The 13,905-nt window shown below is 58.1% G+C and carries 4 protein-coding genes; 3 read left to right on the top strand and 1 reads right to left on the bottom strand.

The features are described 5' to 3' along the window. Positions 1-230 precede the first annotated feature (230 nt). The 3 genes from NKJ32_RS23670 (at position 231) to NKJ32_RS23660 (ending at position 10,619) form a co-directional block, all read left to right on the top strand. On the top strand, positions 231-5,801 hold the full coding sequence (locus tag NKJ32_RS23670) for a DUF3320 domain-containing protein (RefSeq protein ID WP_352829048.1): 5,571 nt from the start codon (positions 231-233) through the stop codon (positions 5,799-5,801). 88 nt (positions 5,802-5,889) lie between these two features. Beyond that, a complete protein-coding gene (locus NKJ32_RS23665) occupies positions 5,890-7,152 on the top strand; it encodes a metallophosphoesterase family protein (RefSeq protein ID WP_352725308.1) in 1,263 nt (420 codons plus the stop codon). After that, positions 7,149-10,619 carry an AAA family ATPase gene (locus tag NKJ32_RS23660; RefSeq protein ID WP_352829047.1) on the top strand — a complete coding sequence of 1,157 codons (3,471 nt, stop codon included), beginning with the start codon at positions 7,149-7,151 and terminating at the stop codon, positions 10,617-10,619. The genes NKJ32_RS23665 and NKJ32_RS23660 overlap by 4 nt, the downstream gene beginning before the upstream one ends. Before the next feature lie 240 nt (positions 10,620-10,859). Here NKJ32_RS23660 and NKJ32_RS23655 read toward each other — a convergent pair whose 3' ends face one another. Further along, positions 10,860-13,856, bottom strand: coding sequence for a TrlF family AAA-like ATPase (locus NKJ32_RS23655; protein WP_352829045.1), 2,997 nt, complete (start codon positions 13,854-13,856; stop codon positions 10,860-10,862). Between the last annotated feature and the right edge of the window lie 49 nt (positions 13,857-13,905).

Here is a 13,905-nt window from a genome sequence, read left to right as displayed (position 1 = left end):
GAAGCGAGTGACCCGCGGGGCGACATGGTCCGGAAAAATATCAGGAGGAGCTTGACCTCAACGACCCCAATCAGAGAAGCCTGCTAGCTCAGATCAAGTCACCAACGTATCTCATTTCACAATGCTCGGACCGCACGGTGCCAACAGTATTATCGAGATGCGGATAGCTTTTTTGTTGCGGCCACCGTTGGGCAGGATCTAAGTGTTCGGCTCTGGGAGTGGGGGCATAATTGTCAGAATCCGAAAAGTCAGTCTTCCAAAGCGATCTACCGCTAAAGGAGAAGCTCGAGCGCGCCAGGATGGAGTTGCTCGACCTCTCCGCACGTAATCGCCTTTTGAACGTGCCCCGGTTTTCAAAGAGTGCGAAAACGATCGACATCGTCGATGAGCGGTCATCCGAGGTCTATCGGTTGCTGGTGAATGAAGGGAAGGTCTTTACGTTCGTCGCAGGCAAGCCTGATAGACCAAAGGCTGGCCAAGAAGGCTCTGCTACGGAAGACGAGATCGACTACTCCCCCATTTCCCTTGCTCAGCCAGAGGACGATGAAGTGGACGACAGGGGAGTGTTTGCGCGACATTCAGACACCAAACTGCAGACGCGGATGACCCCCACCGGCTTGCAACGCCGGCTTCTCGATCTCCATCACGATGCCAGGACGCTAGAGGAGGAGCAGGGCGTCAACATCCTCTTTCTGGCTCTCGGGATGCTGAAGTGGATTGACCCGAACAACAAGGAAAACATCCGTCAAGCACCGCTCATTTTGGTGCCGGTCCGGCTCGAGCGAGGAACGGCTGGAGAGAAGTTTCGGCTGCGCGCCAGGCCAGAGGATCAGAGCGCGAACCTCTCCCTTGAGCTCTATCTGGATCGGATGCACAAGCTCGCCATGCCGAGCTTCGATGCGGGAGACGACTTCGACGCCTCAAAGTATCTCGATGCCGTGGCCGAAGCGGTTTCAACCAAAGAGGGTTGGGAGGTGCTCCGGGATGATATGGTGCTGGGCTTCTTCTCGTTCGCGAAGTTCTTGATGTACCGGGATCTTGATCCTGAGATCTGGCCCGAGGCCTCCAAGATAATCGAGCAGCCGAAGATCCGCTCGCTCCTTTCCGACGGCTTTGAAGCGCGCGAGCCGCTGATGTCTGACGACATCGCGATTGATCCGCACATTGCGCCAGCGGAGATGTTGCACATCGTCGACAGCGACAGTTCCCAGACACTTGCGATCCATGATGTCAGAAAGGGTCGCGACCTTGTGATCCAGGGCCCCCCAGGCACTGGCAAATCGCAGACGATTGCGAATGTTATCGCGTCGGCCGTGGCCGACGGAAAGACCGTCCTTTTTGTGGCTGAAAAAATGGCCGCGCTGGAGGTCGTGAAGCGCCGCCTCGACAATGCCGGGGTAGGGGACGTGTGCCTGGAACTCCACAGCAACAAGGCGAACAAGCGCATGATGCTGGAGGAACTGCGTCGTACCTGGCAGCTCGGATCGCCTCGAGGACAATTCCCATCTGCGCTGGCCGATCAGTTGTCGCAGGCGCGCGACAGGCTCAATGCGCATGCCCACCGGATGCATGTTCCGTTCGGCGCATCCGCCCTGACGCCCTACCAGGTTTTCGGCCAGCTAACCCGGCTCAGGCAGAACGGGCAAAAACCCGTAAATATCGAGCTCGAGGGTGCCATCCATTGGACGAGTGAAGGCGTTTCGTCACGCCGGAAGCTTCTCGACGAGGTCTCTCAACGGATCAACGAAATCGGGCTACCCATCCACCATCCCTGGAGAGGGGTAGGCCTGGACGTCGTACTGCCGACCACGGTCGAGCGGCTCGTCCCGCGCATCGGGTCATTGCTCGATCAAGCGAAGGCTGTGCAGGCAAAACTGATCGACATTGCCGCGCGGACCGAGGCCGGGCCTTCGCGAATTCTCAGCGACAGCGGCGACATAGAAGATCGCGCAGAACTGCTTGCGTCCGCACCAGAGCTTCCCGCCGATGCGTTGGTCTCGCCGGTGTGGGACGACCATCCTAAGGAGATCTCATCGCTTCTTTGGACAGGATCGGATTTCGCCCGCAAATTCGAAGACGTTTCGCAGCATTTGGTGGCGACGGCGATCGACACCCCAATTGAAGGTCTCGAGGCAGAGCTTGCAAAGCTGCCATCGGAATTCCCGAAAGACGGTTTTGTCCGTGCGCACCAGCTGACCGTTCTGCTCCCGCGCTTGCGGGATGAAGCGGAGCGGCTGAACCAGGAGCTGGGATCAACGGTTGTACCGGACACGTTGGCAGGGCTGGTTAGATTGATCGTGACGGGGGAGAGAGTTGCGGCCGCCCCTGACGCGAGCCCTGAAGCGTTTGCCGCGACCGTTTGGGACACAGGACTTGAACAAGCGGCGGACCTTGCCGAGAGCGTCGCGACGCTTGAGGCAGTCCAAGCAGAGCTGAAGGGCAAAGTTGTCGATGCTGCCTGGAACACGGAGGTTGCACCGACAAGGCAAGCCCTCGCTAGTCACACGGGTCTGTTGAAGGCATTGAGCGGCGACTACCGTCGCGCCAAAGCCCTTCTGCGGTCCCTTCTAGTCGATCCTAACGCGCCGTCGACTGAGACAGTGCGTCTCCTAGACGTGTTGATGAAGGGGCAAGCGGCGGCCACGAAGGTTCGTGACGGTGACGCCTTTGGTCGTTCCGCCTTCGGAGCAGATTGGCGCCGGGAGAAATCCTCGTCGGCACCGCTCTTGGCTCTAGTGGAATGGATGCGCACGCTAAGGGGACTTGGCTCGGAACCGCGACTTATTGCTGGTCGGATGGCCGAGCGCTCTGAAGCGGGCGCGCGTGCGCTCCGGGTTCGCAAGGTGATCGATATCGGCCGGCCGATGATCGAGGGTTTCTGGAATGATCTCGGCCACCTCGCGCCGTCCATGCTGGGTGACGTGGCCTCCGCCGAAAGGGCTTCACTGCAGCTGATGGAAGTGAAGGCGCGATCCGTGGCTCAAGCGGACGAAGCGTCTCGAGAGGTTCTGGCCAGCCTGCCTGATCAGCTATCCGGTCGGGTGAAGCTCGTCCGACGACTGGGCGCCCTACAGAAGCTTGCTCAAGAGATCGATGCTGCTCACGGCATTGGCATGTCCGCATTTGGCTCGTCTTGGCTCGGGCGAGGATCCGACTGGGCCGCGCTTACGCAGGCCGAGCTCTGGTTGAAAAACAATACCGCACTCCGACATCTGGTCGCGCGTCTGCCTGACAGGGTCGAGATCGCAAAATCAGCTCGTGCAACGCGAGAAACGACGCAGGCCGCGGCGCTGCGGCTGAAGGCGCTTGCGGACGATTTGAAAGCTGATGCTTCGTCTTTGTTCGGAGTAGGCGATTTCTCTGAGGTCGTGATTGCTGAGTTGATTGCCCGATTGGAGACCTGGGTCGAGCATCAGGAACAGCTCTCGAAATGGGTTGCCTACGAAGAACGATCCGAGAGTGCCCGAAAGGCGGGACTAGGACAGTTGATCGGCGGCCTGGCCAATGGCCAGGTTCCAACCGCATCGGCGCGATCGGTCTTCGACATGGCCTATTACGAGAAAATGCTGACGGCGATGGCGAACAAGGAGCCGGACCTCGGGAGGTTTGACGGCGAGCTACATTCGAGAGCTGTTCGCGACTTTGCGGATTTGGACCGGCAGAGGATCAAGGCTAGCGCCATCGAGGTCGTGACCGCGCATCATCGCAAGATCCCCTCAAGAGATGGCGGAGCTGGGCCTGTCGGTTTGCTTCGATCTGAGATGGCGCGCAGAAGAGGCCATATGCCTATCCGGCAGTTGATGCTGAGGGCAGGACCTGCTGTCCAGGCGTTGAAGCCGGTGTTCATGATGAGCCCACTTTCGGTGGCGCAGTTCTTGTCGCCCGGTCGAATGTCGTTCGACCTCCTGGTTATGGACGAAGCGTCTCAGATCCAGCCGGTGGACGCACTCGGCGCAATTGCCAGGGCGAACCAGGTAGTCGTCGTTGGCGATGAACGCCAGCTGCCCCCGACGACATTCTTTGCGAAGATGACGGGCTCGCAATCTGAAGATGACGACGGCGAGGGTGCGCAGGTCGCTGACATCGAGAGCATTCTCGGGCTTTTCACAGCCCGTGGTTTGCCACAGCGCATGCTTCGCTGGCACTACCGCAGTCGACATCAATCGCTCATCGCCGTGTCGAATAGCCAGTTCTACGACAACCGGCTCTTCATCGTCCCAAGTCCGTATACCCAAGAGGCTGGTATGGGGCTGCGGTTCCATTACGTGCCGGACGGAGTGTTCGATTCAGGTGGGACAGGGACGAACCCGATCGAGGCGCGTGCCGTAGCAGAAGCGATCATTCGTCACGCGAAGTCCAATCCACAAGAGTCTCTTGGCGTTGCGACTTTTTCTGTCAGCCAACGCCGTGCGATCCAAAATGAGCTTGAAGCCCTGCGGCGGTTGAATCCGGACACCGAAGACTTCTTCCACGCCCATCCGAGTGAGCCGTTTTTCGTCAAGAACCTGGAGAACGTTCAAGGCGACGAGCGGGACGTGATCATGATCTCGGTGGGATACGCGAAGAATTCCCAGGGCTACATGGCCATGCGCTTCGGCCCACTCGGTTCGGAAGGCGGAGAACGTCGACTCAACGTTCTCATAAGCCGGGCTAAGCGTGCCTGTGAGGTGTACGCGTCGATAACAGATGAGGACATCGACCTCGAGCGCGGAAAGGGTAAGGGGGTCTTTGCCTTCAAGCTCTTTTTGCACTACGCGAGGACTGGACGCATCTCGCTTGCTCAGACGACGACCAGAGAGATGGATTCAATCTTTGAAGAACAGGTAGCCAACGCCTTGATTGAACGAGGCTATCAGGTCCATGCACAGGTGGGTATCGCGGGCTTCTTCATCGATCTGGCAGTTGCTGATCCGGAGCGGCCAGGGCGCTACCTGCTGGGCATCGAATGCGACGGTGCCGAGTATCACTCCTCGCGCTCCGCAAGAGATCGGGATCGGCTTCGCCAGGCTGTGCTCGAAGACCACGGCTGGATAATTCACCGCATCTGGAGTGCCGATTGGTTCCAGCGTCCGCGTGAACAGCTCGAGCGGACGGTGGCGGCGATCGAGGCTGCAACGAGAGAACTTGCTGAACGGGCGGAATTGGGAAACCAGAGAAGCCGTGGGGCGGCCGTACAAGTCGTAACGGTCGACCGGGGTAACGTCACCGAAATCGCGTTGCAGACTACGAATGGAGCCGCGACACCAGATCGAGCCTACGCAGAAGCGAGTGTACAGAGACCGCCCGGGCGGTTTGAACTTCACGAGACGCCCACCGGTCTCCTGGCTGGGCTGGTCGAGCAAATCGTCGCCGCAGAGACGCCAGTCCATCTCGATGAGGTAGTATCGCGCATTCGGGATGCATGGGGCCTACAGCAGGCCGGCGGCAGGATTCAGGACGCGATTGAGCGTGGTCTTGTTATCGCCGAAGCGCGGGGAGTGGTGGCGCGTCGAGGCGACTTCTGCTTCAAACCGGGCGCGCCTATTCAGCTACGCGACCGCAGTGGTGTCATGTCCCCTGGATTGCGTAAGCCCGAAATGATCTCCTCGGAGGAAGTTGCCCAGGGTGCAATCGAGGTGGTGAGATCCAATCTCGGCGCGACGGAGGACGAAATCGCAACGAGCGTCTCGAGGATGCTGGGCTTCAAAGCCACGAGCGCGCAGCTGAGGCAATTGATTTCAGCGGCGGTCGCCGGTGCTGTTGCGAATGGATCGTTGCGGTACCAAGACGGCCTGCTGATAGACGGCGCAAACGGTCAGTAAGAAATCAGCGAGGACGCGAGGGTGGACCGCCACCCTCGCAAGATCATGGCGAACCTGGGGACAAACTCTGCCCTTGGCTGGAGGCTGAATGGCGTTTCGATTTGTTCATACGGCAGACATTCATCTGGATTCACCGCTGCGTTCGCTAGCGTTGCGAAACCTCGAACTCGCAGAGCTCGTGGGAGACGCCAGCCGCCAAGCCTTCATTTCGATAGTGGATTTGTGCCTCGAGGAACGCGTGGATGCGCTGGTCATTGCGGGCGACCTCTACGATGGCGATCAGACTTCGATGAAGACTGCGCGGTTCATCGCGACACAGATCGGACGGCTGCACCAGGCTGGTATTAGGGTCTTCAAGATCCGCGGCAACCATGATGCCCTCTCACGCATCTCAAAACAGCTCGTGTTTCCGGACAGCGTGACTATTTTCGGCGGCCGCGCCCAATCGGTATTGCAGACTTCAGGTGGTCTGGATGTGATGTTCCATGGCCTGAGTTTTACGCATTCGAAGGCGCCAGAAAGTCTGTTGCCCAAGTACCCAACACCTCGTGAAGGCGCGGTCAATGTCGGTATCATGCATACCAGCATGGCCGGTTCGCTCGGTCACGACGTGTACGCGCCCTGCAGTGTGGCTGACTTGCACAATCATGGTTTCGACTACTGGGCGCTCGGACACATCCATGTTCGCCAGGTCTATCCAGGGGCACGCGCAACGGTCGTGATGCCGGGTATTCCGCAAGGCAGGGATATCAACGAGGCGGGCGAGAAATCGGCAACGCTTGTGACGATACGTGATCACGGTTCTGTTGAGATCGAGGAACGGCTGACCAGCGTCGCGCAGTTCGAACGCCTCAACGTCGACCTTATCGGAACCGTTGAGTGGCCCGAAGTCGCCACGCGCATTCGAGACGCACTTGAACAGCTGCGATCCAATGTTCGATCGCGGCACGTTCTGGCTCGAGTCAATTTGAGCGGAGCGACACCGTTGTCGTGGCAGCTCATTCGCGACAGGGACCTCCTCCTTGCCGAAGCTCAACAGGTGGCCGGGCAACTGGGTGACACGTGGATCGAAAAGCTCGATCTCAACGTCCTTTCACCTGGGACCGAAGCAGTTGAGGACACCGCTGATCCAATTTATGAGCTAGCCGCGTCGATGCGCAGTGACGCCACGTCCGAGGCGTTCCGCGCCGAGGCGAGGGCGTTCATTCAAAAGACAGTTGCCGAACTTCCGGCGGAAGGCCGCGACTTTGCTGGCAAGAGCGAAGCCGACCTCGACCTTTTCCTAGATACAGCGCTGGCCAGGGGCATTGACCAGGTCACCGCACGTCTCAAGGCTGGTGCCTCGTCATGAGACTGCGACGCCTTGACCTCGTTCGCTATGGGAAGTTCACCGATCGTACGATCGACTTTGGACCGAAGCCCACGTCCGGCCCTGATTTGCATATCGTGTTCGGTCTGAATGAGGCTGGCAAGTCGACCGCTCTTTCTGGCTTTCTCGACCTCTTGTTCGGGATCGAGGAGCGTAGCAAATACAACTTCATTCACGAGTATAGCGCCATGCGCCTTGGTGGAGTGCTCGAATTGGCAGGTGTGGAGCATTCATTTACCCGCACGAAACAGCGGAACAATTCGCTCCTTGATGCGACCGGCAAGCCGGTCAGTGAGATGGCAATCTCGGCACACCTCGCCGGCCTGTCTCGCGATGCCTACGCGACAATGTTTTCCTTGGATGACGAGACGCTGGAAGCCGGTGAAAAGGCGATCCTGGAATCGCGCGGTGATCTCGGCAAGCTGTTATTCACCGCCAGCGCAGGACTTGGCCATGCAAGCGATACGCTAAATGCCTTGGATGCAGAGGCCGACGCGCTACATCGCAAGCAGGCGCAAGGTACCGAGATCGCGCTGCTCAAGAGGCGGCTGGCCGACCTAAAAACTCGGAAGGATGATATCGACACACTTGCTTCGACCTACGAAGGACTGGAGGCTGAACGTCGCGACGCGGCACAACAGTACGACGCCCTGATCAACGAACGAGCGGTGCTGGCGAACCGGCTGGAGGCGATTGCGCGGTTCGAGCGTGCACGGCCGATGCTGGCAGATATTCGGCGCAAGCTCGTCCAATTAGACGGATTGCCGAAAACCGCTTCACCTACGCGCACTTGGGCGGGCTCGATCGCGGAGCTGATTGGTGACGATGCGAGCTTGAGAACGCGTTTGGCGGGCAATGTCGGCGAAGTTGAACGTCTGACGTCAAGCATTGCATTCCTCGACGTAGACGAGCTGATCTTGGGGGTCTCGGAGCGCATCAGAAGCTTGGCAGAGAGCAAGGTGCGCTATTCGTCGGCAGGCCTTGATTTGCCCACTCGCAAGTTCCAGCTGCAGATCCTCGACAACACCGTAGCGACTTGCCTTAGCGCGTTGGGACGCACTTCTGAACAGGATCCTGCGAAGCTACTTTTGCCAGCAGCGACGGTGGGCGTCTTGCGCACAATGATTGAGCAGCGATCCGGGATCGCCACGGCGGCAAGCGCTGCCCATGACGAAATTGCGGCTGCTGTCGATGCGCTCCAATTGGCTCGACAGCGAGTTGGCGAAGAAAGAGCCGTGCCCGAATCCGTAAGAGCGAAGCTCAGTTCAGCATTGTCGAAGGCCCGCGCCAGCAATCAGCTCGCGGAAGTTGCGGCGGCCCGCGAGGAGGAAGATGCGGGTACAATACGATTCGAGGAGTTGCGGGCTCAGCTGCGGCCGTGGGCCGGCGATGCGAGCGCGCTCGCGAGCATCGCTGTTCCGAGCGCTGGGCAGATTGCTTCCTGGAAAATGGCCGCAACAGATTTAGCCAGAACCAGCTCGGTGGTCGCCGAACGCCTTGAGGAATGTGAGAGCAATTCCACGAGGCAATCGGCACGACTGGAAGCATTTCGTGTGTCGATCGATGTGGCTGACGACGAAGCCGCTGCAGTGAGCCGACGAGCACGTGACGCAGCTTGGGAAACGCATAGGGCGGCGCTGACCAGCGAAACAGCTGATGACTTTGCTCTAGCGCTAGCCCGCGACGATGGCGTCGGCACGGGCCGTCTAGCGAACGCGTCGGATTTGGCAGAGATACGCGCAACGACCAGGGCGCTTGGCGAAACTTCGGCGGATTTGTCTCGTTTGCGTCAACAATACGCGCAGCTTGCCCTCGATCTTGAAGCCAAGATGGCTGAAGTCCGTCAGGCCGGCGGTGCGTTGCTGGAAGACGTGATCGAGCCATCACTAGAGCGCCTGGTACAGCGCTTGGACAATCGAATTGAGTTGCGTGCTGATGCACTCGGTGAATGGCGGCAGATCGAGCTCTCTCGGAAGAGGGCGGACCGGGCTGCCGAGGCGGGCGAGCAGATCCGACTGGAACTTATCAGGGCGTTGACGAGCGTCGGAATAGTACCGGCGCCGCATGACACGCTTGAAGCCGCTATGGCCCTCGCGGAATTGTTTCTAGAGCGGCAGCGCAAGTTAGACGCAGAATACGCTGAAGCACTAAGAACCGTGAATGGCAGGGAGGAGGATCTTACTGTCAGGCGTCGGGCTCTCGCCATGGCCGAGCGGCGCGAGGAGGAGTGGCTCGCCACGACAGGTGAGACGCTCAAGGGAACTTGGCTCGAGAGCGGCGTATCCGCTTCCGGCTTAAGCACAGTGCTCGAACAGTTGAGTAATCTGGCCAAAAGCGTGCAAGAGCGAGACGCCCTTCAACTGCGCATCGACAAAATGGAAGCTGACAGGGCCGATTTCCTCAGTGAGGTCAGCTCTATCGCAGCAGATCTGGGAGAGGCTACGAAGGATGGAGAGCCGGAGCAGTTAGCGGTTCGCGTTGGCGACCGCTTGGATCGCGCTGAAAGGGCGCGTGACACGAAGGCAGGCTTTTTGGCCGATCTCAAACGCTTGCAAGGCGAGCGCAATGTCCTCGACAATGAGACTTCGGTCCATGAGTGCCGCAAGAATGAGGTGCTGATCGCGTTCGGCGTCGAAACCTTAACCGATGTGGCGCACCGCGACGAGTTGCTGCGCGAGAGGGATCGTCTGCACACCAGCGTGGCCGAGCTTGAGGATCGGGTGGCGGCTGAACTTTCATTGGAGAAGTTTGAGCAGGCCCGCTCGGTCCTTGACGAAATCGACTTCGACGGCCTGGCGATCGAGAAGGGACAAGGCGAGCAGAGGCTCCAGCAGCTAGACAGCTTCCTCCAACAACAGCTGATCCGACAAACGCGCGCTGCGGATAAGATTGACGAGATTGGAGGCGACGGCGCTGTCGCTCGGCTCGACGCCGAACGCCGAACCATTCTGCTGGAAATCGAGGACAGCGCGGTTCGCTATATTGAACTGAAGCTCGGCATCATGTCAGCCGGGAATGCTCTGCGCGCCTATCGCGAGCGCCACCGGTCAGGAATGATGGCGCGTGCATCGGACGCTTTCAAGCTGATGACGCAAGGCCAGCATTCTGGCCTCACGACCCAGCCCGTGAAGGGTGGCGAGGTCCTGATAGCGATGCAGCGCGACGGCCAATCCAAGGTCGCCGATGCGCTGTCAAAAGGCGCGCGGTTTCAGCTCTATCTGGCCCTGAGACTCGCTGGATATTACGAATTCGCGCAATTCCGACAGTCGGTCCCATTCGTCGCGGACGACATCATGGAGACGTTCGACCATATCCGGTCTGAAGAAGTGTTCAGGCTTTTCGGCGAAATGGCGGGCATGGGTCAGGTGATATATCTAACGCATCACAAGCATTTATGCGAAATCGCCAAGGCAGTTGTGCCAGGGACTACCATCCACCAACTCGAATAGGATGGCCGCCCAAACAGCGTCTTCCAATCTACAAGGAAATCGCTTGGCGTGGGCCGCGCTGCCGGGAATTGCGGCTTCTTCCCCCTAGCCTTGCTTGCCAAGATCCCCCGGCAACTTTGCGCCTCATTTCGTCCGCATCACCCGCTCTTCTTATAGAAGTCGGATGCTTCGCTATTGACCTCGTCCGGAAACGCCAGGAGCGGACGTTACAAAACAAAGCAACGCCGCAATACCCCGCCATCAGGTGATTTGATACTTGAGTCGACGTTGTACGAAGGCTGGCCGCGACCCTTCGAGCACCTTTACGATATGGCCATTGGTGTTCGGGTTCTCGATCGCGCCGCAATCATAGCTGAACCTGTAAGCGTTCACCTTGTCCAACCGGACATAGACGATTTGTTCGGCGTCGGCTCCGATCGCGAGGTTTGGGTTATGCGTCACCAATATGACCTGCCGGGTTTTCTTCGCGTCGCGAATACACCTTGCGAGTACCGCGAATATGCTGTCGTTGTCGAGATTGTCTTCGGGTTGGTCGATGATGAGGGGCGAGCTGTCGGTGTCCAGGTGTAGGTAGAAGACCAGCAGCAGAAGCCCCTTCTCTCCGGGGGAAAGCTGGTTCAGGTCTTTGCCTCCCAGTCTCAACTCGTACCGGGGTTCGAAGTATCCGAGGGAATAAAGGAAGTCGTAGAATTTCTTGACGTCTTTGGTCTGCCGTCTGATGCCACCGGATTTCATCGATCCGACCACATCGTCCACAAAGGCAAAGATGCTTTCGAAGGAGTTCCAGTCGACTATCGATAGCTTCTGTTGAAGGGCGCGCGCGCCTTCCGCGACTCCGCGGAAGGGGCCGCTCACGTTTTGGTTCAGATGGTTGAAGAATTCATCACCGAACTTGGGAGACGGTACAAAAGACGCGTCGATCGACACCTTGAAGTCCCCGGTACTCACCGCGGTGAGCCGCGACTCAACCTTGGTTTTCAAACCCTCGTAAAACGTTCTTATCTTGTGTTTGCTTTCGAAGAGGGTCAAGCAAAGTGCCTTACGGTCCTCAAACGCCTTGGACAATTCACCGGGCAGATCGTTGTCGATCCGGGCAATGCGGGCCTCTAGTTCCGCGATTGTCCCTAATTTGGGCGAGGCCTTTTGACCGACGATATCGCTGATCTGCTCGGATATCTCGCGGACGGCCTGCACATACCTTTGATAACGCCGTTGAGGTGCCGAGAGAGCGGCGCGCGTCTCGGCAATGCGATCGGCAATATATTTCTGCGCAGCACGAAGCTCGGGTGCACTGGCGACTTTGGAAAGATCGGTCTTTGAATCGAAAACAATGGCGCTCTCGCGCTCAATCTGAGCGATTTCTTCGTTCGCATCGTCAATCTTCTTCGTGACTTCTTCGAGGTTAACGGTAATACGGATGACCTGATCAACATCTAAGCCGAGAGCCCTATACTTAGTTTTAAAAGCCTCCTTGTCGCCTTGCACACGGTTTTTCAGGGCATTTACGGCGTCCTTGAATTCACTGGCCTCTTGCAGGGTAGTCTTGTGCCAGCCGAGCCGCGTGACGGCGCTCTTTTCACGTGCAGAAAGGTCATCCAGCAACCGGGTTTGTGACGCGATTTCTTCTGTCGCCGCTTCCTGTTCCGCACTCTGAGCAGCCGGGGCAGCTTCCTCCGGAGGCTTCGACGCTTCGAGTGCGAACACCTGCTTCTGAAGGACCCCTAGTTCCGCCTGCAGTTTGGTCTTGAATGCAGGTTCGCTCTGGTCCTCGAGTTCGAGAATCCTGATGTTGAGTTCCCGCAGCTTCGTTTTGATCTGGCTAGCTTCCTGTCGACTGTTCAACGTCTTCCGTTCTTCGAGGTCGCGGAAGCTCTTGGCGTCCATCTTGTCGCTGATGTCGACGTGTGAAAATACGACGTCTTCGATTTCCCGGCGCAGCGCCTGGACTTCGATTTCGTTCGTCAGGCTCTCGAAGTAGTTCTGTGGTAGGTATTTGACCGCCTCCGGCTCGAGTTCATCGACATCATCGCTCAGTGCCCGTTCAACAACGCTCCCACTCTTCCATACGAGACGACCCGAAAAATTCTCGGCGAACCCGCGCCGCTTGAATTTCTTGTTCGTCTGACTGTCGGTTAGAAACGAGAAATATTTCGCTTGGCGAGTATTTCCGAGCAGCGCGACAATGTCCGCGACGGCGCTTTTGCCGCTTCCCTTGTTGCCGATTATGGCAGTCAGTTCAGGGTTGAACGGGATTTCGACGTTCCGAAACCAGGTGCCGTTATGATCGGCATAGGTGGCGAGGGCATTGATCTCCAGCCTGTCGATGAACTGCGTCGCCTCTCGCTCGAGCCGGACGAGAACGGTTGGACGTTCTCCAACAAAGACGCGATGTTCCGGTTCAAAGATCGTCTGCCGGAGACCTCGGAAAGTCAGATTGGCCTTGATCCAGGTCGATTGATAGCTCGGCTCGTCACCTGTCAAACGTCCGAGGTCCTCGAAGGAATGAGCGTCACTGGCGTCATAGAGGGGCTTAGGCTCGGACTTCGACCCGTCCTCGTACCGAGAGTCGCTCAGGAAGAATGCCGTGCTGTTCGACTTCCCAAAGAAGGCGCTACTGATCCTGTCGAGTTCATCGGAAATGGATTTGCTACGCTGGGAATTTTTGGCGGTACCGCGTAGGCCATCGTTTCCGGCGGCGGTGACGATAATGTATTGCTCCGGCGCGAAGCATCCTTTTAGCGAGTCCTTAACATCATGTATGCTGACGGTCGCCGCAGCGTAGTTCGCAGACGTCAGTTCACTGCAGCGTAACCGTCTGCCACCAACGGATATGTGCGTTTCGAGGTCGTTGAGGAATTTACTCAAGGCTTCGGGCGTCGCGACAGCCGGGTCTACCAGAACATGCGCGTTGACGTTTTTGCCGTCGATGCTGACCGTCTCGGTCAAACGCAGCTCTAGGTTCGGGATCACTAGCTTGGTCGAGTCCGGATACGATTGGCGATACCACTTGACGGTGTTCAGGTAGCCGTCGAATGAAAAATAGTCCGTTATGCCAAAGGCCTTGACCTCGGATTGTTCGAGAATAGCCACGAAGCGTTTCCACGTCGCGTCCTCCGGTTTGCCATATCCGCAAGAGAGCTTCGTACCGGGCGCGTGTAAATGCAGATCCCACTTAAGCCACTGCGACCCTCGATGAGCCTCTCGTTTGGCAGCACGCGGCGTTGAGGACACACTCATCCGAAGCACTCCAGGTGACGGGGTTTCCGATCCGAAAAAAGCCTTGCCT

It is taken from the genome of Mesorhizobium sp. M0159, assembly GCF_040322295.1.
Taxonomy (GTDB): domain Bacteria; phylum Pseudomonadota; class Alphaproteobacteria; order Rhizobiales; family Rhizobiaceae; genus Mesorhizobium.
This window is presented reverse-complemented; position numbering and strand designations above follow the sequence as displayed.

What these genes read in the sequence shown, in the direction of transcription:
- NKJ32_RS23665 (WP_352725308.1), top strand. Translation starts at nt 5,890, where the DNA reads ATGGCGTTTCGATTTGTTCATACGGCAGACATTCATCTGGATTCACCG.
- NKJ32_RS23660 (WP_352829047.1), top strand. Translation starts at nt 7,149, where the DNA reads ATGAGACTGCGACGCCTTGACCTCGTTCGCTATGGGAAGTTCACCGAT.
- NKJ32_RS23655 (WP_352829045.1), bottom strand. Translation starts at nt 13,856, where the DNA reads ATGAGTGTGTCCTCAACGCCGCGTGCTGCCAAACGAGAGGCTCATCGA.